The 24,014-nt window shown below is 69.4% G+C and carries 27 protein-coding genes and 1 tRNA gene; 17 read left to right on the plus strand and 11 right to left on the minus strand.

The window, feature by feature from the left end:
* Window positions 1-1,602, minus strand: a 1,602-nt coding sequence (locus tag VFX14_15080; GenBank protein ID HEU5191007.1) for a GAF domain-containing protein, incomplete at its 3' end; no start/stop codon positions are given.
* 56 nt (window positions 1,603-1,658) lie between these two features.
* On the opposite strand from VFX14_15080, the gene VFX14_15085 reads away from it, so the two are divergent.
* Both VFX14_15085 and VFX14_15090 read left to right on the plus strand, forming a co-directional pair.
* The gene (locus VFX14_15085) at window positions 1,659-2,237 is read left to right on the plus strand and encodes a hypothetical protein (GenBank protein HEU5191008.1); all 579 of its coding nucleotides are present in this window, start codon (window positions 1,659-1,661) and stop codon (window positions 2,235-2,237) included.
* Window positions 2,234-2,683 (plus strand): DUF2214 family protein, encoded by a 450-nt coding sequence (locus VFX14_15090; protein HEU5191009.1) that lies wholly within the window; start codon window positions 2,234-2,236, stop codon window positions 2,681-2,683. Before VFX14_15085 ends, VFX14_15090 begins: the two co-directional genes overlap by 4 nt.
* Here the strand turns inward: VFX14_15090 and VFX14_15095 are convergent.
* Window positions 2,680-2,991: a carboxymuconolactone decarboxylase family protein gene (locus tag VFX14_15095; GenBank protein HEU5191010.1), complete on the minus strand. Its 312-nt coding sequence runs from the start codon at window positions 2,989-2,991 to the stop codon at window positions 2,680-2,682. The genes VFX14_15090 and VFX14_15095 overlap by 4 nt on opposite strands.
* Before the next feature lie 31 nt (window positions 2,992-3,022).
* On the minus strand, window positions 3,023-3,373 hold the full coding sequence (locus tag VFX14_15100) for a hypothetical protein (GenBank protein ID HEU5191011.1): 351 nt from the start codon (window positions 3,371-3,373) through the stop codon (window positions 3,023-3,025).
* A gap of 287 nt (window positions 3,374-3,660) precedes the next feature.
* Here VFX14_15100 and VFX14_15105 point away from each other — a divergent pair, with 287 nt between their 5' ends.
* Genes VFX14_15105 through VFX14_15115 form a run of 3 tightly spaced genes read left to right on the plus strand, consistent with a single transcriptional unit; the run spans window position 3,661 to window position 6,819 of the window.
* Window positions 3,661-5,022, plus strand: coding sequence for an extracellular solute-binding protein (locus VFX14_15105; protein HEU5191012.1), 1,362 nt, complete (start codon window positions 3,661-3,663; stop codon window positions 5,020-5,022).
* Window positions 5,023-5,038: 16 nt separating this feature from the next.
* Complete coding sequence (locus tag VFX14_15110) at window positions 5,039-5,980, plus strand: sugar ABC transporter permease (protein HEU5191013.1); 942 nt, start codon at window positions 5,039-5,041, stop codon at window positions 5,978-5,980.
* The gene (locus tag VFX14_15115) at window positions 5,980-6,819 is read left to right on the plus strand and encodes a carbohydrate ABC transporter permease (GenBank protein HEU5191014.1); all 840 of its coding nucleotides are present in this window, start codon (window positions 5,980-5,982) and stop codon (window positions 6,817-6,819) included. Before VFX14_15110 ends, VFX14_15115 begins: the two co-directional genes overlap by 1 nt.
* A 16-nt stretch (window positions 6,820-6,835) precedes the next feature.
* Here VFX14_15115 and VFX14_15120 read toward each other — a convergent pair whose 3' ends face one another.
* A complete protein-coding gene (locus VFX14_15120) occupies window positions 6,836-7,195 on the minus strand; it encodes a cupin domain-containing protein (GenBank protein HEU5191015.1) in 360 nt (119 codons plus the stop codon).
* Between the two features lie 44 nt (window positions 7,196-7,239).
* On the minus strand, window positions 7,240-8,673 hold the full coding sequence (locus VFX14_15125; GenBank protein HEU5191016.1) for an amidase: 1,434 nt from the start codon (window positions 8,671-8,673) through the stop codon (window positions 7,240-7,242).
* Between the two features lie 114 nt (window positions 8,674-8,787).
* Between VFX14_15125 and VFX14_15130 the strand changes: the two genes are divergently transcribed.
* The 7 genes from VFX14_15130 (at window position 8,788) to VFX14_15160 (ending at window position 14,523) form a co-directional block, all read left to right on the plus strand.
* Window positions 8,788-10,140, plus strand: coding sequence for a sigma-54 dependent transcriptional regulator (locus tag VFX14_15130; GenBank protein ID HEU5191017.1), 1,353 nt, complete (start codon window positions 8,788-8,790; stop codon window positions 10,138-10,140).
* A 1-nt stretch (window position 10,141) separates the two neighbouring features.
* Window positions 10,142-11,656: an ATP-binding protein gene (locus VFX14_15135; GenBank protein HEU5191018.1), complete on the plus strand. Its 1,515-nt coding sequence runs from the start codon at window positions 10,142-10,144 to the stop codon at window positions 11,654-11,656.
* A gap of 332 nt (window positions 11,657-11,988) precedes the next feature.
* Window positions 11,989-12,249: a hypothetical protein gene (locus VFX14_15140; protein HEU5191019.1), complete on the plus strand. Its 261-nt coding sequence runs from the start codon at window positions 11,989-11,991 to the stop codon at window positions 12,247-12,249.
* Window positions 12,250-12,475: 226 nt separating this feature from the next.
* Complete coding sequence (locus VFX14_15145) at window positions 12,476-13,183, plus strand: OmpA family protein (protein HEU5191020.1); 708 nt, start codon at window positions 12,476-12,478, stop codon at window positions 13,181-13,183.
* Window positions 13,184-13,440: 257 nt separating this feature from the next.
* Window positions 13,441-13,821, plus strand: a complete 381-nt coding sequence (locus tag VFX14_15150; GenBank protein ID HEU5191021.1) for a response regulator — start codon at window positions 13,441-13,443, stop codon at window positions 13,819-13,821.
* 24 nt (window positions 13,822-13,845) lie between these two features.
* On the plus strand, window positions 13,846-14,250 hold the full coding sequence (locus VFX14_15155) for a hypothetical protein (GenBank protein HEU5191022.1): 405 nt from the start codon (window positions 13,846-13,848) through the stop codon (window positions 14,248-14,250).
* 24 nt (window positions 14,251-14,274) lie between these two features.
* Complete coding sequence (locus tag VFX14_15160) at window positions 14,275-14,523, plus strand: hypothetical protein (GenBank protein ID HEU5191023.1); 249 nt, start codon at window positions 14,275-14,277, stop codon at window positions 14,521-14,523.
* Between the two features lie 87 nt (window positions 14,524-14,610).
* Here the strand turns inward: VFX14_15160 and VFX14_15165 are convergent, their stop codons facing one another.
* The 4 genes from VFX14_15165 to VFX14_15180 form a co-directional block, all read right to left on the minus strand.
* Complete coding sequence (locus tag VFX14_15165) at window positions 14,611-15,837, minus strand: FAD-binding oxidoreductase (GenBank protein HEU5191024.1); 1,227 nt, start codon at window positions 15,835-15,837, stop codon at window positions 14,611-14,613.
* Window positions 15,837-16,514 (minus strand): GntR family transcriptional regulator, encoded by a 678-nt coding sequence (locus VFX14_15170; protein HEU5191025.1) that lies wholly within the window; start codon window positions 16,512-16,514, stop codon window positions 15,837-15,839. Before VFX14_15170 ends, VFX14_15165 begins: the two co-directional genes overlap by 1 nt.
* Before the next feature lie 74 nt (window positions 16,515-16,588).
* Window positions 16,589-18,322, minus strand: coding sequence for an IlvD/Edd family dehydratase (locus VFX14_15175; GenBank protein ID HEU5191026.1), 1,734 nt, complete (start codon window positions 18,320-18,322; stop codon window positions 16,589-16,591).
* Window positions 18,323-18,396: 74 nt separating this feature from the next.
* Entirely contained in the window at window positions 18,397-19,668 is a 1,272-nt protein-coding gene (locus tag VFX14_15180; protein HEU5191027.1) for a Rieske 2Fe-2S domain-containing protein, read from the minus strand.
* Between the two features lie 97 nt (window positions 19,669-19,765).
* Between VFX14_15180 and VFX14_15185 the strand changes: the two genes are divergently transcribed.
* On the plus strand, window positions 19,766-20,527 hold the full coding sequence (locus VFX14_15185) for a RidA family protein (protein HEU5191028.1): 762 nt from the start codon (window positions 19,766-19,768) through the stop codon (window positions 20,525-20,527).
* Window positions 20,528-20,529: 2 nt separating this feature from the next.
* A complete protein-coding gene (locus VFX14_15190) occupies window positions 20,530-21,519 on the plus strand; it encodes an ABC transporter substrate-binding protein (protein HEU5191029.1) in 990 nt (329 codons plus the stop codon).
* A 51-nt stretch (window positions 21,520-21,570) separates the two neighbouring features.
* On the opposite strand, the gene VFX14_15195 is transcribed toward VFX14_15190, so the two are convergent.
* Complete coding sequence (locus tag VFX14_15195; GenBank protein ID HEU5191030.1) at window positions 21,571-21,825, minus strand: hypothetical protein; 255 nt, start codon at window positions 21,823-21,825, stop codon at window positions 21,571-21,573.
* Between the two features lie 298 nt (window positions 21,826-22,123).
* Here VFX14_15195 and VFX14_15200 point away from each other — a divergent pair, with 298 nt between their 5' ends.
* From VFX14_15200 to VFX14_15210, 3 genes are all read left to right on the plus strand, one after another.
* On the plus strand, window positions 22,124-22,327 hold the full coding sequence (locus VFX14_15200) for a helix-turn-helix transcriptional regulator (protein HEU5191031.1): 204 nt from the start codon (window positions 22,124-22,126) through the stop codon (window positions 22,325-22,327).
* Window positions 22,328-22,919: 592 nt separating this feature from the next.
* Window positions 22,920-22,997, plus strand: a tRNA-Asp gene (locus VFX14_15205).
* A 95-nt stretch (window positions 22,998-23,092) separates the two neighbouring features.
* Window positions 23,093-23,416, plus strand: a complete 324-nt coding sequence (locus VFX14_15210; GenBank protein ID HEU5191032.1) for a hypothetical protein — start codon at window positions 23,093-23,095, stop codon at window positions 23,414-23,416.
* Between the two features lie 94 nt (window positions 23,417-23,510).
* Here VFX14_15210 and VFX14_15215 read toward each other — a convergent pair whose 3' ends face one another.
* The gene (locus VFX14_15215; protein ID HEU5191033.1) at window positions 23,511-24,005 is read right to left on the minus strand and encodes a DUF2231 domain-containing protein; all 495 of its coding nucleotides are present in this window, start codon (window positions 24,003-24,005) and stop codon (window positions 23,511-23,513) included.
* Window positions 24,006-24,014: the final 9 nt, after the last annotated feature.

Below are 24,014 nucleotides of genomic sequence, written 5' to 3' on the forward strand. Positions count from 1 at the left end.
GGCGAGGCTGCTCCCGAACAGCCGGATCAGGCTGTCCGCGATCTTGGCGCCGACCTCCGCGGTGCTGAGGCCGCCCGACATCGCCCCCGCCACCCGCGCGAGCGCCTCCGCCTCGCGCCGCCGGCGCTCCGCGTCCTCGTAGAGCGTGGCGTTGCGCACGGCCACCGCGGCCTGCACCGCGAGGCGCCCCATCGCCACGAGATCGTCGTCGCGGAAGGGCGGGGCGTCGGCGCCGCGCCGGCTGAGCGTGATCACGCCGAGGAGCTGATCGCGCACGATCAGGGGCTGCGACATCACGCGGCTCAGCTGGATGGCCATCCACTGGGGCAGCGCCTCAGGGCGCGTCGCGTAATCGTTCACGACCACGCCCTGTCGGCGTGCTGCGCAGAGCCCGGTCACCCCCTGGCCCATCGGGATCGGGTCCAGGAGGACCGCCGGGTCCGTGATGCCCTCGGGCACGAGCAGGTTGCCCCGCAGCACGTAGATGGCGCCGCGTGCGTCGAAGAGGCGCCCGGCGCGCTCGGCGATGAGCCGCAGCAGCCGCTCCCGGCCCAGCTCGCCCACGATCTCCCGGGCGACCTCAGTCATGGCCTCGATCTGCGTGCGGCGTGATGCCTCCAGCTCGAAGAGGTGCGCGTTCTCGAGCGCGAGGGCGGCGTGCGTGGCGATGGCCTGCGCCAGCTCCACCTGCTCTGCCGTGAACGGCCCCAGGCCCTCGCGTACGCTGATCACCGCGCCGAGGGTGTGATCGCCGGCAAGGAGGGGCACCGCGAGCACCGCGCGCTGCCCCGATTCCTTGATGAAGGCGCGGGTGGCGGGGGAGAGGTCGAACGCGGGATCCTCCAGGACGTCCGCCGACCAGACAGGCCGCCGCTCCGCGATGGCGAGGGCGGTGGCGCCGTCGCGCGGATGTCGCGGCACGAAGGCCCGGATGCCCTCGGCCAGGCCCTGGGCCGCGGCGATGCCGATGCGCCCGTCCGGCTCCCGGATGGCCACCGCGGTGCCGGAGGTGCCGAGGAGCGGCGACGTGCGCCGAACCACGACGTCGAGCACACGCTCGACGTCGAGCGACGCGGTCTCGCGACCGAGCTCGGCCATCACCTCGGCCTGGCGCCGGCGCCGCACCGCCTCGTCGTAGAGCCGCGCGTTGCGGAGGGCGAGGGCCGCGTAGCCGGCGAGGCGCTCGATGCTCGCGAACTCCTCGGCGGTGAACGGCGCCTGGTCTTCGCCGAACCGGCTCATCGAGAGGACGCCGAGCAGCTCGTCCCCCATGAGCAGGGGGTGCGCCATCGAGTGCCGGATGTGCAGCCGCACGTAGCGCGACAGCGCGAGGGACGAGGCGGGGTACTCGTTGACGAGCAGCCCGCGCCGCGCCTTCGCGCACGAGCCGGCCACCCCATGGCCGAAGGGCATAGGCTCCGCGGGGAAGCTACGCGGCGCGGTGGTGATGTGCTCGACGAGAATGTTGCCGTCGTGGACGAGCCAGACGGCGCAGACGGCACCGAACAGCCGACTCACCGACTCCACCAGCAAGCGCAGGAAGCGCCTGGAGTCCAGCTCGGCGAGGAGCGCGCGCTCGAGCTCGACCAGCTCCGGTCCCATTCGCTCGATGCTGCCACGCGGGGCAAAGTGGGTCAAATGTATGCAAAACTAGGCGCGTGGCCACCGTAGTCCCAACCCCCGTGGAGCGGCACGAGCCGGGCGTCGGGCACCTGCACGTGTGGACGGTGCCCGCTACCGCCGAGCTGCTGGAAGCGCTGCTGCGCGACCTCTTCGAGCGCCACTGGCGCGGGCTCACCTTCGGCCCGATCGTGCAGGGCGCGGCGTGGGAGCTCCACGCCGACGGACCGCCTCGGCGCATCGGGATGATGGACGGCTATCTCACCGTGGATCTCGGGCACTCGCACTTCCATCTCTGCCTCGGCGAGCACAAGGGCTCGGCGCACGCGCCGGTGTCCGCGGAGCTCGCCCGCCACCGGCGCACCGCGAGCGCCGAGCTCTATCGCCGCATCAACGGGGACGGCGCGCCCGACTCGTGGGGCCTGCGGCTCTGGAACGGCGCCGGCGAGCAGCAGATCACCATCCTGTTCCCCAATCCGTTCCTCGACGACGACTCGCGCTACCTGCCCGCGCCCGACTGGACGCGGCTCGCCGCGTGGGACCACGTGCGCGCGACCTATCTGGGCCTGCCTCCCGATCCCTTCGATCGGACCGGGTCTCGCTTCATCCACGCATGATCGCCGCCGTCGTGTCCGCCCTGCACGTGCTGACCCTCGCGCTCGGCCTCCCGGCCGTCTACCTGCGAGGGCGGGCGCTGCGTGCGCCGCTCGATGCGGCCGGGCTCGCGCGGCTGTTCACGGCGGACAACGTCTGGGGCGTGGCCGCCGCACTCTGGCTGGTCACGGGCTTGCTCCGCGCGTTCGGCGGGCTCGAGAAGGGGACTGCCTTCTATCTCGGCTCGCGGGCCTTCTGGCTCAAGATGGCGCTGTTCGCGCTCATCCTCGTGCTCGAGATCCGCCCGATGATGACGTTCATCCGGTGGCGGGCTGGACTCCGCCGGGGCCGGGCGCCCGACACCTCAGGCGCCCGCGGGCTCTACCTCGTGAATCACATCGAGATGGCGCTGGTCGTGCTGATGGTCTTCGTCGCCGCCTTCATGGCGCGCGGCTTCGGCGCGCGCTAGCCCTCGTCCTTCAGGCAATGCGCGCCGTGGGCGATGGCGCCGCCCGCCCGGAGCGCCGCCGCCACCAGGACCGTCTCGCCGAGCTCCGCGTCGCTCGCCCCCGCGCTGCGCGCCCGGCGGGTGTGCGCCTCGATGCAGTAGATGCACTGCGTGGTCAGCGCGACCGCCACCGCCATCAGCTCCTTGTACTTCACCGGCACCGCGCCGTCCGCCATGGCGGCCTTGTCGAAGGCCTGGAAGGCCGGCCAGGCGGCGGGCGCGAGGGTGCCGAGCTTGCGGAGGTTCTTCAGGGAAGCCATGTCGTACACGGGCGAGCTCCCTTCGCGCGGGGGAATCGGGCTAGAGGGCCTCGCCGCGCAGGCGTGCGAGCGCCTCGTTCATCGAGCGGGTGAGGGAGGCGGCGATGTCCTCGCGCTCCTTGACGTGGCGCTCGGACTCGCCACGGTATGTCGCGACCTCGTGGCGGAGCTTTCCGCACTCCGCCTCGCTCGACTGGAGCTGATTGCGAACCTTCTCGACCTCGTACTGCAGCCCGCGGAGCTGCTCGAGCTCTTGCTCGTTGGTCTCGACGACACGCTGAAGCCGGTGATAGTCGTTCAGGATGCCGAGGAGGGCGCTGAACTGGCCCTGGCCTTCTTCAAGCCATCGCGTCACCCGCTCGTGTGCCATCGGAGTCGCCACGCTGCTCATTCTCCCGCCTCCTTCATGAGAGACACCGCATTTGGTACGCGAAATGGATTGCTCACACTAGCCCGAGTGGAGGAAGCGGTCAAGATACGAGTTCACGATAGTGGATCGACCGCGCCACGCGTGCGCGCGCCGGCGCTGCGGTGCACGGCGCGGCGCCGCCGCCGTGCGGGGTTCGCCGCCGTCGAACCGCCCGTCACACAAGTCTCTTGTCGCCCTGCTCCCCGCGGTGTAGTAGCATGCCGCCTGCAGCCCACTACTGCGCCCGTCGTCATCCAAAGGGGGACTCGATGGACAGCCGTCTTCGCTCACTCGCCGAGCAGCTCGACGCCAACCAGCTCGGCCGCCGGGAATTCCTGCGCCGGGCGGCTGTCATCACCGGCGGGACCGCTGCCGGTCTTCACGCCCTCAATCAGATGGCCCACGCCCAGGCGAAGACCAAGCTGCGTGTCTGGCTCTTCAAGAGCTTCGTGACCGGGGCCAATGACGTCATCGCCAAGCACATCGAGACCTGGGCGAAGGAGAAGAACGTCGAGGTGGAGATGGACTGGGCCACCTTCGGCGACCGCGAGCAGAAGTTCGTCGCGGCCATCGAGGCGGGCAATCCCCCCGACATCGCCGAGATGAACATCTACGGGCCCATGCGCTACAAGGCGGCCCTGCGCGACGTGAGCAAGGTGGCGGGTGAGGTGGCGGCGTCCAAGGGCGGGCTCCTCCCGTTCGCCGAGCGCGCCATGAAGGCGGACGGCAAGTTCCTCGCCGTCGGCCGCTACTCGATGACGACGGCCTTCTTCATCAGGAAGGACATCATGGAGGCCAAGGGGCTCAAGCCGCCCAAGGTCTACGACCCCGACGTGGTCGAATTCGCCAAGAAGGCCCAGGACACCGCCAAGGATCTCTGGGGCTTCGGCCAGACGCTGAACCGCTCAGACGACGGCGACGGCTTCATGTCCAATGTTCTCTGGGACTACGGCGGGGGTGTCTGGGACAAGGATGGGAAGCCCGCGCTCGGCACCGCCTTCCTCAAGCAGAACATGCAGGCCCTGCAGTTCGCCGTGGACACGATCCAGAAGCACAAGATCCAGCCGCCCGGAGTCATGGGCTGGACCGACGTGTCGAACAACGAGGCGTACATGGCGGGCAAGCTTGTGACCACGAACAACGGCGCCAGCCTCTACTACGCGATGGTCACCAAGAAGCACGAGCTCGCACCGAAGACCCAGCTCGTCGTCACGCCCGGCGGCCCCGCGGGCAGCTTCGTGGGCTCGAGCTGCTACAACTGGGCCATCTTCCAGAAGACGAAGCACGCCGAGCTTTGCGAGGACATGATCAAGTACGTCGAGGACGAGAAGCGCTTCGCCGAGTACGTGCAGGCCTCGGTGGGACAGGCGGGCCCGGTGTACAAGGGCCGGGTGGACAATCCCTACTGGAAGTCTGACCCGAACTTCGATGCGATCCTGCAGAACATCCTCAAGTCCGTGAACATCGGCTACCCCGGCCCCATGACGCCCGCGGCCGCCGAGGTGCAGGGCCAGAAGATCCTCACCGACATGGCGGGCCGCGTGGTGGTGGGCGGGCTCTCCCCCGAGGCGGCGATCAAGGAAGCGCACGCGCGGGTGGAGGAGATCTACAAGATCCGGGGCAAGGCCTAAGGCCTAGGAGTCAGGGGTGGCAATCTCCACCGCGCGGCTGCCCGCCGCGCTCGAGCCCGGCACACGGCGCGCCGGGCTCCGGCGCTGGCTGGGGCCGGATTACCGCATGGGCTTCCTGTTCGTGGCGCCCATCGTGGTGCTCACCTTGGCCCTCGTCGCGTACCCGTTCTGCTACGCCATCTACTTGAGCCTCACGCGGAAGTACGTGGGCATGCCCCCCGTCTTCGTGGGGCTCGAGAACTACGTCAAGCTCACCAACGACGGCTTCTTCCGCCGCGCCGTCATGAACAGCTTCATCTTCACGTTCGGCTCGGTGGGCTTCAAGCTCGTGCTGGGCATGGTGATGGCGCTGGTGCTGACGTCCAAGATCCGCTTCCGCTCCTTCTGGACCGGCGTGCTGCTGATCCCGTGGGTAGCCCCCACGGTGGTCTCGGCGCTCAACTTCCTCTGGATCTTCGACTTCAGCCTGGGCGTGCTGAACTATCTCCTCGTCCGGGTCACCGGGATCCTCGACCAGGGGGTGGGCTGGCTCTCCGAGCCCAACACCGCCATGGCCTCGGTGATCGCGGTGAACATCTGGCGGGGCTTCCCCTTCTTCGGCATCTCCTTCCTCGCCGGGATGAAGGCGGTACCCGCGGAGCTTTACGAAGCGGCGTCGGTGGACGGCGCCACCGTGCTGCAGCGCTTCGTGCACGTGACGCTGCCCGGGCTCAAGAACATCATCATCATCGTGGTGCTGCTCTCCACGATCTGGACCTTCAACGACTTCGGCATCGTCTACATCCTGACCAAGGGCGGGCCGGGCGGCGCGACCCAGGTCCTGCCCGTCCTCACCTACGAGATCGCGTTCGGCGCCCAGCGGCTGGGGGAGGCCATCGCGGTTGCCCTCTACATGCTGCCCGCCATCGCCATCGTCATCATCGTGCTGTCGAAGTACATGCGGCGAGGGCGCAAGTAGTGGGTCGGCAGGGCCTCGCGCGGCTGCAGCTCGGCGTCTCTTACAGCTTCCTCGTGATCCTCGCGGTGGTCGTGCTGTTCCCCTTCTACTGGATGATGGTGACCTCGTTCAAATCCGAGACCCAGATGCGGAGCCTGGTCTCGATGTTCTGGCCCAGCCCCTTCGCGAGTGAGAACTACGAGCACCTGGTCCGCAAGACGGACTTCGTGGGCTGGTACGGCAACAGCGTCTTCGTCTCCGTCTCAAGCACCCTGCTCGCCATCAGCATCGGCACGGTGGGCGCCTACGCGCTGGCGCGGCTCAAGTTCCTGGGGCGGGGATTCCTGGCGAGCGCCACCCTCATCACCTACCTCGTGCCGCCGTCCATCCTCTTCATCCCGCTCTACGCCCAGATCCGGAACCTCGGCCTCGCCGATAGCCTGACCGGCCTCATCGTGGCCTATCCCTCGTTCACGGTGCCCTTCGTGACCTGGCTCCTCATGGGCTACTTCGAGTCCATTCCGGAGGAGCTGGAAGAGGCGGCGATGATCGACGGCGCCACCAGGTTTGGCGCCTTTTGGAGAGTGGTGCTACCGCTGTCCGCCCCCGGCGTGCTGGCGGCGGCGCTCTACGCCTTCACCCAGGCGTGGAACGAGTTCCTCTACGCCCTCGTGTTCATCACCAACGTGAAGCTGCGGACGCTCCCCGTCGGGCTCTCGACCTTCATCACCGGCGACGTCTACGGCTGGGGCTATCTGATGGCGGGGGCCGTGCTCACCACGCTGCCGGTCATCGCCGCCTATATCTACCTCCAGAAGTATATGGTAGAGGGGCTGACCGCCGGCAGCGTGAAGGGCTAGCCGGACGGGACCGCCCCTAGTCGCATTTCTTCATGCTGACCGCCCAGAATTTGACAGGCGCTTTGGTCTCGTTCAGGGCGATGTGGCCGGAACCCGTGTCGAGGTAAAGCGCCGACCCCGCCTTGTAAACCTGCTTGCCCGTCCGCGTGACCAGGGTCAGCTCGCCCTCCACCACTATCCCGATCTCGGGCTCGGGATTGATGTGGATCCCCGACGTGGCGCCCGGGGGATAGACGAGGAAACCGATCTTCGCGTTGGCGTTCTCGAGCACCACGCGCTCCTCCGTGTCGGGGCCGGTGCCGTGGGCGCTCCAGGCGCCCTCGGCGAGCAGCAGGAACGCGGCGAGCATGAGTATCGCGATGCGGTGTGGGGTCATCAGGTCTCCTCTCGATGCGGGATCACCGCTGGCGAAGCCCCGCCTCATGCCGCGAGCGCGGAGACGGCCGGCCGGCGTCCCGCCCAGGGCCGCGCCGCTTCGAGCTGCGCGGCAAGCCGGAAGAGCGTGGCCTCGTCCCCGAAGCGGCCGACCCAGTGGGTGCCGATGGGAAGGTTCTCCGCGTTCCAGTGAAGGGGCGTGGACATTGCGGGCTGCCCGGTCGCGTTCAGGATCGGCGTGAAGGGGACGAATGAGGCGGAGCGCCGGAGGCCTTGGATGGGGTCGTCCGGCGTGGCGTCGAAGCTGCCGAGTGGCAGAGGCGGCTGGGCCAGGGTCGGCGTGAGCCAGACGTCGCAGCGCTCGAAGAATCGGGCGACGTCCCGCGCCGCGCGCTGAAGGTCCTGCACGGCGAGGAGGTACTCGTCGCCGCTGCGGCGGCGGCCCATCTCGACCAGAGTCCAGGTGAGGGGCTCGAAGCGCTCAGGAGCCGGTGTTTGGCCGGTACGCCGGGCCCAGTCCGCCACCGTCCAGGCGCAGCCCGCGGCCCAGAGGGTGAAGAAGGCGGCCGAGATGACTTCACCGTCCAGGGCCGGCTCGCCCTCGACCACGTCGTGGCCGAGGCCTTCGGCCAGCCGCGCCGCGTCCTCCACGGCGGCGACGCAGTCCGGGTGCACGGGCGCGCCGTTGGCCGCGCGCCGCGTGAAGGCGACGCGGAGCCGCCCGGGCGGCCGGCTCACTTCGTGCTGATAGCGATCTCCTTGATTCGGCGCGTGGTAGGGATCGCCCGGCGCCGGCCCCGCGGTCGCGTCGAGCAGCGCCGCCGAGTCGCGCACCGAGCGGGTGACCGCGTGCTCGGCGACCAGGCCGCTGAAGAGATCGCCGTAGGCGGGGCCGAGGGGATTGCGCCCGCGCGTCGGCTTGAGCCCGAAGAGCCCGCAGCATGCGGCAGGAATCCGGATGGAGCCGCCGCCATCATTGGCGTGAGCCATCGGCACTAGCGACGCCGCGACCGCCGCCGCCGAGCCGCCGCTCGAGCCGCCCGGCGTGCGTCCGAGGCTCCAGGGATTACGCGCCGCGCCGAAGAGCCGCGGCTCCGTGGTGGGGAGGATGCCGAACTCGGGCGTGTTGGTCTTGCCCACCACGATGAGCCCGGCCCGCCGGTATCGCGCGACCAGCTCGCTGTCGTGGGGCGCCACGTATCCCTCGAGGAAGGCGGAGCCCTCCGTCATCCGCACCCCCTGGTACTCGGCGAGAAGGTCTTTGAGGAGGAAGGGGACCCCGGCGAAGGGCCCCGCCGACATCGGGCCGGTTGCCAGGCGCCGCGCCTCGTCGTCCATCCGCGTCACCACGGCGTTGAGGCGGGGGTTCACCCGGTCGATCCGCCCGAGCGCGGTCTCGACGAGCTCGAGGGGCGTGACCTCGCCGCGGCGGACGAGGTCGGCCTGGGCCAGCGCATCGAGATGAGCGAACGGATCCACGGAAGTCACCTCGCGGGGGAGTGGGAGCCAGGGGGACTCTACGGAGCCGGGCCTCGAGGTGTCAAGCACGGGAAGGCCCAAGGCGCGGTAACATGGTAGCGGTCTGGAGGGGTCATGACGCAACGAATACTCATAGCGGACGACCAGGAAGCCTCCCGCAAGGGCCTGGCCGCGCTCGTCGCGACCTGGGGCTACGAGGTCGATGACGCGGGCGACGGCGAGGAAGCGCTCGCCAAGGCGATCGAGGAAAATCCCGCCGTCGTGATCACCGATCTCGTCATGCCGAAGATGGACGGGCTCGGGCTGCTCAAGGCGCTGCAGGCCGAGCTGCCCTTCACCATGGTCATCATCCTCACCGCGCACGGAACCATCGAGACGGCGGTGGGCGCGACGAAGGACGGCGCCTACGACTACCTCACCAAGCCGGTGGATGTCGCGCGCCTGCGCCTGCTCGTCGAGAAGGCAATCGAGAAGGGCGAGGCCCTCCGCGAAGTCAATGTGCTGCGGCGGCGTGTCAAGGCGGTGTGGGGCCACGGCCGGCTCGTGGGCACCAGCAAGGCGATGCAGGCGGTGTTCCGCCAGATCGATCTCGCCGCGCCGACCTCCGCGCCCGTGCTCATCTCGGGCGAGAGCGGCACCGGCAAGGAGCTGGCCGCGCGCACCCTTCACGAGCTGTCGCCGCGGAGCCAGGGGCCGTTCGTCGCCGTCAACTGCGCGGCGATCCCCGACACCCTCCTCGAGAGCGAGATCTTCGGCCACGAGAAGGGGGCGTTCACCGGCGCCCTCGACCGGCGCATCGGCTGCTTCGAGCTCGCCCATCAGGGCACGCTCTTCCTCGACGAGATCTCCGAGATGAGCCCGTCGCTCCAGGCCAAGTTCCTCCGCATCCTCCAGGACGGCTCGCTCAAGCGCATCGGCGGCAAGTCGGAGCTGCGCGTGGACGTGCGCGTGCTCGCCGCCACCAACCGCGATCCCGCGAAGTCCCTGAAGGACGGGACCCTCCGCGAGGATCTCTACTACCGGCTCAACGTATTCCTGGTGCCCCTCCCACCGCTCCGGACGCGGCGCGAGGACATCCCCCTCCTCGTGCAGGCCTTCATCGAGGAATTCAACGCGAAGTACGAGCGGAAGGTTCGAGGGGTCGACGAGGCGGCCCTGCGATTCCTGGTGGGCCACGACTGGCCGGGCAACGTGCGCCAGCTCCGCAATGCCATCGAGCGCGCGGTCATCGGCTGCGCGAGCGAGCTGATTACGGGGGCCGAGCTGCCGGTGGAGCCGGGCCTGGACCCCGCGACGCCCTCCACCGCGGCGACAGGCGGGCGGGTCGCGGTGCGGCTCAAGGACGTGGAGCGCGACGTCATTCTCAAGACGCTCGCCTCGGTGGGCAATAACAAGACGCGGGCGGCCGAGCTCCTCGGCATCAGCCTCAAGACCCTCCACAACAAGCTGAACCGATACGGCGTCTAGCATGCGGTGGAGCCTCAAGACCAAGGAAGCCACCACCATCACCCTGCTCATCCTGGTGGTGGTCGCGACGACCTTGTTCCTCCACCTCGCCCAGCTCACCCGCGTGGTCGTGGAGGAGACGCAGCGCCAGGCCGAGCTGATCGCCAAGCAAATCGTGGCTCAGAGCGGCCGGGTGCTCGCGCGGGTCCCCAATGCCGACCCCCACGTCGCCCTGCGCTCCGACTCCGAGCTGCGCAACCTGCTCGAGGCGAGCGTCGGCTACTCTCCGCATCTGCTCTACGCCTTCATCACCGACTCCGAGAGCCGCGTCATCCTGCACAGCGAGCGGGCCAAGGAAGGCGAGCCCGCGTCCCGGCAAGCTCCGCTCGCCGAGCTCCTGTCGGTGAATCCCTTCCGCCGCCTCGACGCGTTGCTGAGCCGCGGGCGCACCTACGAGACCGCAGTGGCGATGAGCCTCGACCGCCGGCCTTTCGGCAGCGTGCGCCTGGGCTTCTCGTCGAGCTTTCTCCGACGCGAGCTCAACGAGGCGGTGACGCAGAGCCTCGTGCTCGCCGGCATCTCGCTGCCCGCGGCGTGGCTGGTGGCCCTCTTCCTCGCCAATCTCTGGCTGCGGCCCATCGGGCGGCTCGCGCGCGACATCGGCCGGGTGCGCCGCGGCGAGCTGCCGGCCCCGCTCGCGCCCGCCGGCTCCGAGCAGCAGGACGAGCTGGGCGAGCTCGCCTCGCAGCTGCAGCTCCTCGCGCAGCAGCTCCAGGCGGATCGGCTGCGCGTGATGTCGGACGAGGCCCCGTCGCGCGACCTCGACTCGATGAAGACCCTGCAGTCGCTGATCTCGTACTCCTCCAAGCTCGCCGCGCTGGGGCGCCTCACCTCCGGCGTCGCGCACGAGGTGAAGAACCCGCTCAACGCGATGATGATCCACCTCGAGCTGGTGAAGGCGCGGCTGGCCGCGCCCAAGGCCGATCTGGGCGGCGTGCGCGAGAGTCTCGACATCATCGGGGCCGAGATCCGTCGGCTCGACCGCGTCGTGAACGGATTCCTCAAGTTCGTGCGCACGCACGACCTCGCGCTCAAGCCGGTGGACCTCAACGCACTCGCGCAGAGCGTGGCCGTGCTCCTCGAGGCGGAGTGGAAGCCGGCGGGCATCCGCTTCGAGCTCGACCTCGATCCCGGGTGTCCCCGCATCTCGGGCGACGAGGAGTTGCTCCGCCAAGCGCTCATCAACATCGTGGTCAACGCCTGCCAGGCCATGCCCTCCGGCGGCGAGGTCCGGCTCGAGACCAGCCGCGCCGGCCGCGAATGGGTGGCCCTCGCGGTCACCGACCAAGGGGTGGGCATCGCGGCGGAGGACCGCGAGCGGATCTTCTCCCTCTACTACACGACCAAGCCCGAGGGCAGCGGCATCGGGCTTTCGCTCGTGTACCGGATCGTGCAGATGCACGACGGCGTCATCGATGTCGAGGCCCCCGCGGGGCGGCCGGGTACGCGGATGACGATTCGCCTGCCGGTGCGATGAGGGGCGCCCTCTCCGCCCTCGCCATCCTCGCCGCGGTCGTCGCGGCCGCGGGCTGCGCCACGACGCGGAGGGCGGTGGCGACCCCGCCACCGCCTCCGCCACCGGTTGCCTCGACGCCACCCGCGCCGCCACCGGCCACGCGCGCGCCGGCGCCTGCGCCGGCGCCGGCGCCCGCTCCGCCCGTGCAGCCCGAGCTCCCCCCGGTCCCGAATACTAAACTGCCCACGGTGACGCCGCCCCCGCCGGCGGCCACTGCGCCGCCGCCGGCGCCGCCCGCCGCACCGCCCCCCGCGCCTCCCGCCTCCCCGCCACCCCGGCGCGAGCCGCCGCCGGTGCTTTCGCCGCAGGTGACGTCCGCCGAGGAGCTCCGCCTCACCCAGGAGGCCCGGTCCCGTATCGAGGGAGCGGAGAAGCTGGTGGGGCAGCTCGAGCTGCGCCGGCTCGCCCGCGAGGAGCAGGACACGGTGGCGACGATCAAGGACTTCCTCGCCAAGTCCAAGGAGGCGATGGCGACGCGGGATGTGCAGCGCGCGTACAACCTTGCGGACAAGGCGTACATCCTCGCCGAGGACCTGTCCCGCACTTCGCGCTGAGCCCAAACGCCGTGTAAGGGTTACACGCGCGCGGAGCTCGCTGCGCGGTCCTCAGCGGCGGATCCCGTGGGGATGATCACCTCTAAATGCTCGGCTTCACTCGTTTTCTCCTTAGGTCCCCGTGCCCGTTGGCGCCTTGGCACGAACTCTGCCAGGAATCCCTCAGCCCGGCGATATCTTTGAGCACCGGAACGAGCGAGTGGGTTCAACCTAAGGAGGAGGCGACATGAAGCACCTCACGGCAGCCCTGATCCTCTGCGGCGGCATCGCGCTGCTTGCCAGCGCCTGCGCGACCAAGGAGTACGTCCGGACCCAGGTCGGGACGAGCGAGACCAAGCTCACTCAGCGGGTGGATGGGCAGGAGGTCCGCCTCAAGGAGACTTCCGACCGGACCGCCGCTAACGCCCAGGCCATCGACTCCAGCCAGAAGCAGATCCAGGGGCTCGAGGGCAAGGTGGGTGAGGTGGGGACGGTGGCCGCGGACGCCAAGAAGCAGGCCCAGTCGGCGTCCGAAGCGGTGCGGGACACCGACTCCAAGCTCGAGGCGCTGAGCACGCGTGTGGCCAACCGCAACAAGTTCGCCATGGTCGAGACGAAGACGGTGTACTTCGACTTCAACAAGGCCGATCTCAAGGACGAGGGTATCAACGAGCTCGAGGACGTCGCCAAGGCGCTGAAGGCCGACGTCAACGCGGTCGTCGAGCTTCAGGGCTTCGCCGACGCGCGGGGGACCGACCGCTATAACTACCAGCTCACTCGTGAGCGGGTGGACGCGGTGGCCCGCTATCTCGTGATGCGCGGCGGGATCGATGTCCGCCGCATCCACTCGGTGGGCATGGGGAAGGTCGTCCTGGCCGCCGGCGAGAGGGCCAACAACGACACCTACGCCAAGGCCCGTCGCGTCGACATCCGCCTCCTGTCGCCGCAGAGCTGATCCAGCCGTCCCCGAGGCCCCGCGCCAGATGGCGCGGGGCCTCGGCGGAGTTCTCCCGCCAATCTTTATCCGTCGGCATGTAAGGGCTACATGGGCCCGTGTAGCCATTACACCGGGCCGCTGCTTCCCGGTGCTGGGCAACTGTCTTGATTTCTTTACAATTTGGAGCGTGCCGAGCCTCGTCTCGCGCGCTTGGCATCGAGGCTGCTCGGCTAGAGCGGGGGGCGTCCATGGAGCGTACGGCACCGGGTTCCGGGGTGAGGGCTGCGGCTATCCTCGTGGTGGAGGACGAGCCGCACAGCCGGGTCGGTCTGGGAGCGTTGCTCGAGGAGCAGGGCTATCGTGTCGAGACCGCCGCCGATGCCCCCGAGGCTATTCGCCACCTGACGCGCTCGCGATTCGAGGGCGCCATCATCGACATCCGGCTGCCCGACGTCCGTGAGGCCCGCGTGACGGGCTGGGATGTCGCCGAGATTTGCCGGTCGTTTGCCCCCGATATGGGACTCCTATTCGTGAGCGCCCAGGGCGGACCTGAGATCGAGGCGCGCGCCGGCTCGCTGGGTCGGGCAGCCTTTCTCGAGAAGCCCATCGACTCGCACCGCCTGGCCGCGACCCTCGGCCGGCTCGGGCTCTGTTAAAGCCGCCCGCCCCACGAGGATCGGATGGCCGAAGACAGCTGGAACCTCTGGAAGATGACCGCGGTTGGGATGGTGTTGATCGTCAGCATCGCGGTCGTGACCGGGCTCGTCGTGGCCGGCTGGGGGCCGCGGGAGGGCGCCGTCCCGCACTCCGCGCCGGCGCCCACCCGGCGGGTTGCATCGGATGCGCGAAGTCCCGAGCCGGGTGACGTCAGCGACTGCAACCAGTACGCGAAGGCGCAGGCGGGCGACAAGGCGATCGAGGTCGTGAAAGACGGCGGACCGGGGGCTGGCAAAGGCGCGGCGATCGGTGGTATGGTCGCCGGGACCGCGGGCACGCTCTTCGGGCTCGACGACACGAAGAAGAACGATGGTCGCTACGTCGAGGCTTACCGCGCCTGCATGAAGAGGCGTGGGTTCAGCAGTTAATCCTCAACGAGAAGGAGCCAACGTATGCGGATACTCGTCGTTGCTCTCGCCGTTCTGGCCCTCGCAGTCACCCCCGTGTTCGCCAGCCAGTGCCCGTCCCTGATCAAGCAGGTCAACGATGCCGTCGCCGGCAAGACCGATGCGGACTCCGCCAAGGCCAAGAAGCTCGCCGACGAGGCCCAGGCCCTGCACGCCTCCGGCAAGCACGCTGAGTCCGTGGCGAAGGCCGAGGAAGCCGCCGCCGCCGCGCATATCACGCTGAAGAAGAAGTAGGCGCGCGAAGCGCCAGCTCGTTTCCGGGCGCGAGGCGCCCACACGCCTCGCGCTCGACGTGCGTCTGGGGCCGCCGCTCCATGTCCCTCAGCGAATATAGCGCCGCGCGTACTGCGCGACGCAGGCGGCCTCGAGCGTGGCTCCGTCCTCGAGGCGGCCGCGGAACCGCTCGACCGAGAGCGGCGACAGGTCCGGGTCACTCGTGCCGTCCACGATGAGATCGGCGAGCGCGCGCCCCGCGGCGGCCGAGAGTCCGAGCCCGCCCACGCAGCAGCCCGACGCCACGAAGAGGCCCTCCAGCCCCGGCACGCGCCCGAGCAGGGGACGGCCGTCGGCGGTCATGGTGGGAAGACCGCCGCGATGCACGGCCACGCGGGCGGTGCGCAGCGCCGGGAAATGCTCGCCGACCTCGTCGATCAGCGCGCGGAGCACGGAGAGATCGAGCGGCAGATCCGCGATCTGGAAGGCGGGCGGCAGCGTTGCCGCGTCCACCACGCGGGGCGCGTCCTCGTAGCCGCCGAAGAGGAGGCCGCCCTGCTCGTGCCGGACGTAGACGCTGGCCTCCACCATTCTCACGATCGGCTGCCGCGGCTCCACACCGGCAATGGGCTCGGTGACCAGGAGCTGATGGCGCACCGGCATCAGCGGCACGCGCACGCCCGCGCCCGCCGCCACCCGCGCCGTCCAGGCGCCGGCCGCATCCACCACCGCGGGGGCGCGGATCTCGCCGCGGTCGGTGGCGACGCCGGTGATGCGCCCGCTCCCGGCGAGGAACCCGGTCACCCGCGTGAAGGGCACCGTGCGTGCGCCGAGCTCGGCGGCGCGGGCGGCGAAGGCCACGGCGAGCCGCGCCGGGTCCAGCCAGCCGTCGTCGGGGACGTGCAGGACGGCGCGCGGCGCCCCCGCGCGGAAGTGCGGAGCGAGCCGCTCGGCCTCCGCGGGCGAGACGAGGCGCGCGGGGATGGCGAGCTTCTCCGCGGTGGCCAGGGCCTCGCGCACGCGGCGCTCGCCCGCGTCGGTGTACGCGGCGCGCAGGCTGCCCGAGCGGTGGTAGTCGATCGAGCGGCCCATGTCCGCCTCGAAGCTTGCGAAGGCGTCGCACGCCTCGCGGCGGAGCCGGGCGAGCACGGGCACGGGGTCGGCCTGGCTGGTGAGTCCCGCCGCGCGCGGCGAGGTCTGCGAGCCGAGCGCGTGCTGATCGAGCAGGACCACGTCGATCCCCCGCCGGGCCAGATGGTAGGCGGTGGCCGCGCCGAAGGCCCCGGACCCGATCACCACCGCGGCCGCGCGCGGGGGAACGCCGGCGGTGCTCACTACGTGGTGTGGGCCAGCCGCCCCATCGCGTGCATGCGGTGATGCTCGAGGGCGTGGGCGGCCTGTTCGTAGTCGCGCGCCTCGAGCGCGCGCAGGATCAGCTCGTGCTCGGCGACCGACTCGCGGGCAAAGCCGCCACGCCGCGCGTGCACGATCACGCGGTAGTACTCGTCGCGATCCCAGATGTTGTTGAGGATCTGCACGACCTCGCGGAGCCGAGAGGCTCCCCACAGCAGCCGGTGGAACTCGCCGTCCGCCGCCATCGCGCGGGCGACGTCGCGGGCGCCGCGGCCGGCCGCCATCTCCGTCTGGAGCGCGCGCAGCCGCCCGAGGATCTCCGGCGTGATCCGGTCGCGTGCCTCGCGTATGCAGAGGGCTTCCAGCGCCGCCAGGAGGAGGAAGCGCTCACGGAACTCGTCGGCGGAGAGGCGACGAACGACCACGTCCCGGTGCGACGTGATCTGGACGAATCCCTCGCTCTCGAGGCGGCGCAGCGCCTGCATCACCGGGATGCGCGAGATGCCGGCGGCGGCGGCGACGCTCGCGGCCACGATGCGCTCGCCGGGGGCGAGGCGGCCTTCCACGATGGCGCACCGGACGTCACGATAGGCCTGCTCCTCGCGCGTCTGCGGGCGCGCTGGCGAGGGGACCGGGCTCGCGGCAGCCCGCGGAGCCACGCCCATGGGCCCGGCAAGGCGGCGCCCGGCGGGCCGTGACTTTGCGTGGTCGCGCCGACGCCCCTCGCGCGTTGTCATGCCAGGCGGAAGCCCCGTGCCGTCTCTTCGTCGAGCACGGCCCGGCGCCCACGCAGGATGTCGAAGTCCACCCCGTCATTGGCCTGGAGGACGTGGTCGAGGTAGAGGCGGAGATAGCCGCCGGTGATGCCGTCGGGCCGCGGCCGCCACGCGGCGCGGCGCCGCGCGATCTCCTCGTCGGGGAGGAGCAGCGAGAGGCGGCGGCGCGGCACGTCGAGCGCGATCTCGTCGCCGTCCCTCACCAGAGCGAGCGGGCCGCCCACCGCGGACTCGGGCGCCACGTGCAGGATCACCGTGCCGTAGGACGTGCCGCTCATGCGCGCGTCGGAGATCCGCACCATGTCCTTCACGCCCGTCTTGAGCAGGCGCGCGGGGATGGGCGCGGCGCCCGCCTCGGGCATGCCGGGGCCGCCCTTGGGGCCGGAGTGCTTGAGCACGAGCACGCTGCTCTCGTCGATGGGGACGGACGGATCGTCGATGCGGCGCTCGAGGTCCAGCGAGTCCTCGAAGACCACCGCGCGGCCCCGGTGGGTGAGGAGGTGCGCGGAGGCGGCGGACTGCTTGAGCACGGCGCCGTCCGGGCAGAGATTGCCGAAGAGGATGACGGTGCCGCCCTCCGGCGCCAGCGGCAGGTCGAGAGCGCGGATGACGTCGTCGTTGTAGCAGACGGCGTCGCGGACGTTCTCGCCCAGGGTCCGGCCGTTCACGCTACCGGCGTTCACGTGGAGCAGGGGCAGGAGGTTCTTCAGCACCGCGGGCAGCCCACCGGCGTAGAAGAAGTCTTCCATCAGGTGCTTGCCCGACGGGCGCACGTTCACCAAGAGCGGTGTGGCCCGCGAGAGCTCGTCGAAGCGCGCGAGCGGCAGCGGCACATTGGCGCGGCCGGCGATCGCGACCAGATGGACGATGGCGTTGGTGGAGCCGCCGATGGCCATGTCGGCGCGGATGGCGTTGTTGAAGGCCTCGGCGGTGAGGATCTCGGACGGCCGCGGGCCGCGGGCCAGCGCCATCTCGACGGCGCGCCGTCCGCTCTCCTCGGCGAGGGCGAGCCGCCGCGAATCGGCGGCGGGGATCGCCGCGTTGCCGGGGAGCGTGAGGCCCAGCGTCTCCGCGATCGCCGCCATCGTGGACGCAGTGCCCATCACCATGCAGTGGCCGCTCGACCGCGAGAGGCAGGCCTCGACCTCGGCCATGGTCTCGTCCGTGATCTCGCCGGCGCGCCGCTGCGCCCAGAGCCTCCGTGCGTCCGTGCCCGAGCCGATGGCCTGCCCGCTCCACATGCCGCGTAGCATGGGCCCGCCCGTCACCATGATGCAGGGCACATCGGCGGAGGCCGCTCCCATCAGCATGGCCGGCGTGGTCTTGTCGCATCCGGCGAGGAGGACGACCGAGTCGAGTGGATAGGCGCGGATGCACTCCTCCACGTCCATCGCCATCAGGTTGCGGAAGAGCATGGTCGTGGGCTTCATCAGGATCTCGCCCAGCGAGATCACCGGGAACTCCAGCGGGAAACCGCCCGCGCTCCACACGCCGCGCTTCACCGCCTCGGCGAGCTGGCGGAGATGGGCGTTGCAGTTGTTGAGCTCGGACCACGAGTTGCAGATCCCCACCACCGGGCGCCCGTCGAACACCGCATCCGAAAAGCCCTCGGCTTTGAGATAGGAGCGGTGCATGAACCCGTCGAGATTCTTTGGCGCGAACCAGTTGCGCGAGCGCAGGGAGGGAGTCATGACGGGGAGTGTATACAATACGCGCGCGCCGCCTTCAAGGGGCGGCGCGCGGCGTATCTTTTCCGCGACTTCCGTTACACCGCGTGCACGATCGGCGAGCCGGCCGGGAGCTCCGCATCGCGCCAGTCCGCGCCCTTCGGGAGCACCGCCTCGGCGGCAGCGAGGCCGCCGTACGTGGGCTCGACGCCGAGCGGTGTGCCGCCCTCGGCCGTGACCTTGGTGGCGTCCAGGAGCAGACGCCGCGCCTGGATGATCGCGCGGTCGGCGGGGCCGAGGTGCTCGCGGCTCCGATCGACGATGGGGCCCATGGCCTCCTGGATCGCGCGGTCCTGGATGTTGATGCCGTCGATGCCGGTGAAGCTCTCGGTCTTCTGGACGCGGCGGTCCATGAGATAGTTGTTGGCCCGGTTCTTCCGCGAGCGGAACGTGGTCTGGTCCACATCGGCGGGGCCGTTGCCGAGCCGCCGCTCCAGCCGGTCCTCATCCGTCAACGGCCCGCCCAGGCTGTACTCCCAGTTGTAGACCATGGTGTTCTCATCGTCGATCGGGACCCAGATGTGGCCGGCCACGAGGGGGACGCCGCCTTCCGAGCGCGACGGGCGGATCTGATGGAACGGAAGGATGAAGTGATACGTGCGCACGTGGAAGCTCGCGTCGTCGAGCGGCCGCATGCCCGCGTAGCGATAGCCGTAGTCGGTGACGTCCACCTCCAGCGTGGGCGCCTTGCCGCGCACGAAGGGATTGTCCGGCCGGAAGCCTGCGCGGGTGGTGTCCGTGGTCAGGAGCCGGTGCAGGATGGGCGCGTGCGAGGTGTCGATGCCGCCCTCGAGCCCCTGCAGCCAGTTCGACTCCTGGATGACCTTGGAGACCTGGAGATGCGTGGCAGGCTGACGCGTCCACGCGAAGACGGGCGGCGCTGGCTTGTGCTCGGGCGGCCCCATGTAGGCCCAGATCACGCCGCCCTGCTCGAGCGTGGGATACGAGGCGATGAAGACCTTGTCGGTGAACTGCTTGTCTGCGGGCTCGTTCATCATGTCCACGCAGCGGCCGTCCACGTCGAACTTCCAGCCGTGGTAGACGCAGCGGAGCCCGCACTCCTCGTTCCTGCCGAAGAAGAGGGAGGTTCTCCGGTGCGGGCAGAACTCGTCGAGCAGCCCCACGCGGCCCTGCGTGTCGCGGAAGGCGATGAGATCCTCGCCGAGGAGGCGCACGCGCACCGGCGCGCCGTCCGGCACCGGGAGCTCGCGGGCCAGCAGCGCCGGGATCCAGTAGCGCCGCATCGTGCTGCCCATGGGGCTGCCCCGGCCGACACGCGTGATCCGCTCGTTGTCTTCGCGAGAGAGCATGCTCGATCCTCCCAGGCGGCGGGGCCGCCGGCGGAACCGGGGAGCGCTCGACCGTGGGGGCAGTCTACCACCGCGCGGGCGCGCTATGATGGCGGCCATGACCACGCCCACGACCGTCCCGAATCCCGCCGGGCAGTACCGCTTCCTGCCCGGCATCGAGCCGTTTTCCGCCGGCGCCGTCGCCATGGCCGGCCACGAGGTCGTCCATGTCACGCTGCAGACCGTCAAGCCGTGGCGCGACGGCTTCGCGCTGATCGACGCGCGCCTGCGCGAGGTGGCCCGGCCGCGCGCCGCCCTCTGCGCCATCGAGCTGCGGAGCCCGTCCCCGTTCTCCTTCGGGGGCTTCGACGAGTTCAACGGCGCCTATCGCAAGCTCCTGGAAAGCTGGAACCTGCTCGTCGAGGGCGTCAATCCCATCGCGCGCACCAACGTGGCGCCGGTGGTGGGCGCGCCGACCGAGCCGTCGCTGTTCGGCTTCTCCTACACCGCGCCGAGCAAGGACCCGGGCCCGCCCACCTTCGTGGTCGCGGGCTCGGGCGATCTCCGCGGCCGCACCGCCGCCGATATCGTCCGGCGGGGCGAGACCTCACCCGAGGCCATGGCGGAGAAGGCGGCCTATGTCATGGCCACCCAGGCCGAACGGCTCGCCGGGCTCGGCAGCACGTGGGCGGAAGTGACGGCTGTCGACATCTACACGCCGCATCCCATTCGCGGCTTCCTCGAGCGCGAGCTGCTGGCCGTGATGGGCCCCGCCGCCATCCACGGCGTGCACTGGTATCTCAGCCGCCCGCCCATCGAGGGGCTCGAGTACGAGATGGACATGCGGGGCGTGCGGCGCGAGGTGCGACTGGGGCGCTAGGGATGGAGCGACGAACCTTCCTGACGATGGTCCCTGGCAGTCTCCTCGCCGTGCCACTCGCCGCCGGGGCGCAGCCGGCGGCGAAGGTGTATCGGATCGGATGGCTCGCGATCAGCCCGCCGACTTCGGTGCCCACTACGAGATCCTCAGAGGCCTTCCTCCAGGGATTGCGCGACCATGGTTTCGTCGAAGGTCAGAACGTCATCATCGAACGACGATACTCGGAGGGCCGAGAGGACAGTCACACCGCATTCGTAGCTGAGTTCATCCAAATGAAGGTCGATCTCATAGTCGCCCCCAGTTCGGCGGCAGCCCATGCGGCCAAGCAAGCGACCAAGATGATCCCAATCGTCATGCTCGCCGTTGCGAGCCCAGAGCGAGAGGGTCTGGTGGTCAGCCTTGGGCGACCTGGCGGCAACGTGACGGGGACGTCCACCCAGTTTGGTGGAGAGCTTTCCGGCAAGATGTTGCAGCTGCTCAAGGAGACCGTGCCCAAGCTGTCGAAGGTCGCCATCTTATGGAACCCCGACAACCTGGGTTCGGCGGTCACGTTCCGAGAAGGCGAGATCCCGGCCGCGAAGGGGTTGGGCGTCGCGCCGGTCTCCCTTGAAGTTCGCGGCCCTGGAGACGTTGACCATGCCTTGACCACGATGGCATCAGCGCGGCCTGATGCGCTCTGGGTGCATATCGTCGGGTTTCCGTTCCGCGCACGTCTCCTGGAGTTCGCCGCCACGAACCGGCTGCCCACGGTTGCGCAGTCTTCGATCTGGCCGCAGTTTGGCGGCCTCTTGAGCTACGGGCCGGACAATGCCGATCTGTTCCGGCGGGGCGCGGCACTAGCGGCAAAGATTCTCAAGGGTGCCAAGCCCGCCGATCTGCCGATTGAGCAGCCCACGAAGTTCGAGCTGGTCATCAACCTGAAGACCGCCAGGGCCCTCGGCCTCGCGATCCCGCCGTCGCTGCTGGCGCGGGCGGACCAGGTGATCGAGTGACTGTGGCAGATGTGGTCGCCGGCCTGCCCAAAGTATCCTGTACTTGGGTCATCACCCACGCGAGCGGAAATGTTCGGTGATGTGCCTTGCGAGGCTGGCCGCATCGTCGCCGCGCGCCTTCTCCTGCCACGACGCTCCGTCGAAATGATCGTGTGACCAGTGGCCCCTGACGACCTTTATGCGGTCGAGGAGATGCGTCCCGCGCACGAAGATGATGGCGCTCGTCTCGCGCGTCGTGGGCACCTGCACCCACCCCCGCGCGGCGAGCGCTCGAACGTACTCCATCAGCAGCGGTTCGGGGCTCATCCCCCGACGACGAGTGCAATCCAAACACCACTCTGAAATCGCCGAAGAGTTACGGGGATACCAGACTTCGTGTGGCCACGAAGGCATCACATGTGCGGAGCAGGCTACGTGTTCTGGGGGTCGGGAGGGCGCAAGATTTGCCAGGTGTAAGTCGGGGCTGGCGCGCCACGTTCTATGTGGGCGGGATGGAGCACAGCCTCACGAGCACGGTCGGCTCGGCCTTCGAGCCCACGCCGTGGAAGGCCGTCCAAGGCGTCGCCGCCCGTACACTGGACAAAATCGAGCGCGCGAGGTGATCTTGAGCCCTAAGACGCTCGATGCCGTGCTCAAGCGAATACGGGAAGCCAAGGGGTTGAGCCAGCTGGACTCGGCGAAGCGGGCCAAGGTCTCGCAGGGCTATCTCTCTGACCTTGAGGCTCGCCAGAAGAAGAACCCTGGCATTGAGACCCTGCGGAAGATTGCCAAGGCGCTCGGCGTGCCGGTGTCGGAGTTGCTCGGATGACACGGCTGCGGAGAATTGCGGTTGCCACTGCCTCCGCGCTGCCGCTGGTTGTGCTGCTCTCCCGGGCTCTCCCACAGTGGAGAGACGACCCGGCGAAGATGCGCGAGTGCATTTCACTCGTGAATGGCCTCACGCGCGGGGACCTCACTATTGAGCCACATGAGCTCCGTCAAGAGCTTGTCGAGCGTGGGGTCACGTTGCCGTTGCCTCCTAGCCTTGCCTTCACGCCGCGAGACTCCGGGGGGGAGGCGGAGGCTCTGCTGCGTCAATACGAGTCGGCGAAGAAGGCGTACGAGGCCAAGTGGGAAGACATCAAGGACTCTCCAGAATATCAACGGGCCCGGGAAGCGATCCGTAACCGGCATCTGGACAAGGTATTAAGACTCTGCCTTCTCGGGCTCGGGATACCGAAAGAGCGATGGCCACAGTTGCGATAGCACGCCCGCTGACCCGCGCGCCAAGCTCGCCGGCGGGCTGGCCAGCCGCGCGGCGAGTTTCGGAAGGCCTAGCGGAAGCTGGTGGGCACAATTCAGGGCACAGCCGGACCTTGCATACCGAAATGGTGTCGTGTAACCTCGCGGAGTACCGATTCGGGCTCGTGGTGCAGCCTGGTTAGCACACTGGACTGTCAATCCAGAGGTCGCGGGTTCAAGTCCCGTCGAGCCCGCCATACAAAACAAAGGGTGTGAAGGGGGCGGCTTCGGTCGCCCCCTTCCTTCGCTTTGCCCAGGACGTCGAGCAGAGAACACTTACCCGGAGGGATCCATGAGCGCAACCCGGCTTCTCTCGGTCCTGCTCTCTCTCGTGTTGCTCGCCGGCGTCCTCCCCGCGCCGGTCGCAAGCCAGACCGCCACCACCCCGCCGACGTCCACGGACGCGGACGTCGCCGCGGGATTCGCCAATGTGTTCTACGTGCCAGGCAAGGCGATCACCTGCGTGGGCGCCGCGGCGATCTGGGTTGTGATCATGGCCGCCACCTTCGGCTACAACTACGACGACGCCACGCACTTCGCGGCCGGGGGCTGCGGCGGCAAGTGGACCGTGCACGGCCGCGACGTCCAGCCCGCGATCCAGTCCGCGAATCCCTGATCGAGAGATCGCCGAAGAGAATTACGGCGCGGGCGCAGGGCCGAGGCCGGGCTCTGCGCCCTTCGTGTGCCGGGACGCCAGGGACAGGGCGGCGCTATGCGGCCCGCCGGCGGCTCTTCGACCTGGCGTCGCTCGTCGAGAGCGAGCTCGGCGCGTTCAGGTTGGCTCCCTCGTCGACCCCGACGCCCAAACGCTCCACCAGCTCGCCGCCGAGCCAACCCGTGACCAGGGCCAGTCCCACCCCTGCGAACGAGAGTACGAGCGCTCCCGTGGCCGGGTGAAGCGGATCGGGACGACGCCAGAGCCAGCTTGCGAGGAAGAGGACCACCACCACGACGTTTCCCAGGCCGTGGTAGAGGCCGACGCTCCGGGCGCGAGTGTTCCGCGGAAGGCCCAGATAGTCGAAGGTGCCGGGTATGGCAGCGAGGAGCCCGCCGACGATTCCGGCCGCGATCATCCAGAACGCCAGCCCGTGCCACATGGTCTCGTGCGACACGAGGCCGATCACGTCGAACACGACGGCGGTGGTCAGCAAGCCGAGTGGGAACACGACGAGCATTGGGTGAAGCATGTGTCCGGCGATCTTCATCAACGCGCT

Source organism: Candidatus Methylomirabilota bacterium (assembly GCA_035764725.1).
Lineage (GTDB): Bacteria > Methylomirabilota > Methylomirabilia > Rokubacteriales > CSP1-6 > DASRWT01.

What these genes read in the sequence shown, in the direction of transcription:
- VFX14_15160 (HEU5191023.1), top strand. Translation starts at nt 14,275, where the DNA reads ATGCGGATACTCGTCGTTGCTCTCGCCGTTCTGGCCCTCGCAGTCACC.
- VFX14_15130 (HEU5191017.1), top strand. Translation starts at nt 8,788, where the DNA reads ATGACGCAACGAATACTCATAGCGGACGACCAGGAAGCCTCCCGCAAG.
- VFX14_15185 (HEU5191028.1), top strand. Translation starts at nt 19,766, where the DNA reads ATGACCACGCCCACGACCGTCCCGAATCCCGCCGGGCAGTACCGCTTC.
- VFX14_15215 (HEU5191033.1), bottom strand. Translation starts at nt 24,005, where the DNA reads ATGAAGATCGCCGGACACATGCTTCACCCAATGCTCGTCGTGTTCCCA.
- VFX14_15135 (HEU5191018.1), top strand. Translation starts at nt 10,142, where the DNA reads ATGCGGTGGAGCCTCAAGACCAAGGAAGCCACCACCATCACCCTGCTC.
- VFX14_15195 (HEU5191030.1), bottom strand. Translation starts at nt 21,825, where the DNA reads ATGAGCCCCGAACCGCTGCTGATGGAGTACGTTCGAGCGCTCGCCGCG.
- VFX14_15210 (HEU5191032.1), top strand. Translation starts at nt 23,093, where the DNA reads ATGAGCGCAACCCGGCTTCTCTCGGTCCTGCTCTCTCTCGTGTTGCTC.
- VFX14_15180 (HEU5191027.1), bottom strand. Translation starts at nt 19,668, where the DNA reads ATGCTCTCTCGCGAAGACAACGAGCGGATCACGCGTGTCGGCCGGGGC.
- VFX14_15090 (HEU5191009.1), top strand. Translation starts at nt 2,234, where the DNA reads ATGATCGCCGCCGTCGTGTCCGCCCTGCACGTGCTGACCCTCGCGCTC.
- VFX14_15155 (HEU5191022.1), top strand. Translation starts at nt 13,846, where the DNA reads ATGGCCGAAGACAGCTGGAACCTCTGGAAGATGACCGCGGTTGGGATG.
- VFX14_15145 (HEU5191020.1), top strand. Translation starts at nt 12,476, where the DNA reads ATGAAGCACCTCACGGCAGCCCTGATCCTCTGCGGCGGCATCGCGCTG.
- VFX14_15105 (HEU5191012.1), top strand. Translation starts at nt 3,661, where the DNA reads ATGGACAGCCGTCTTCGCTCACTCGCCGAGCAGCTCGACGCCAACCAG.
- VFX14_15100 (HEU5191011.1), bottom strand. Translation starts at nt 3,373, where the DNA reads ATGAGCAGCGTGGCGACTCCGATGGCACACGAGCGGGTGACGCGATGG.
- VFX14_15175 (HEU5191026.1), bottom strand. Translation starts at nt 18,322, where the DNA reads ATGACTCCCTCCCTGCGCTCGCGCAACTGGTTCGCGCCAAAGAATCTC.
- VFX14_15120 (HEU5191015.1), bottom strand. Translation starts at nt 7,195, where the DNA reads ATGACCCCACACCGCATCGCGATACTCATGCTCGCCGCGTTCCTGCTG.
- VFX14_15190 (HEU5191029.1), top strand. Translation starts at nt 20,530, where the DNA reads ATGGAGCGACGAACCTTCCTGACGATGGTCCCTGGCAGTCTCCTCGCC.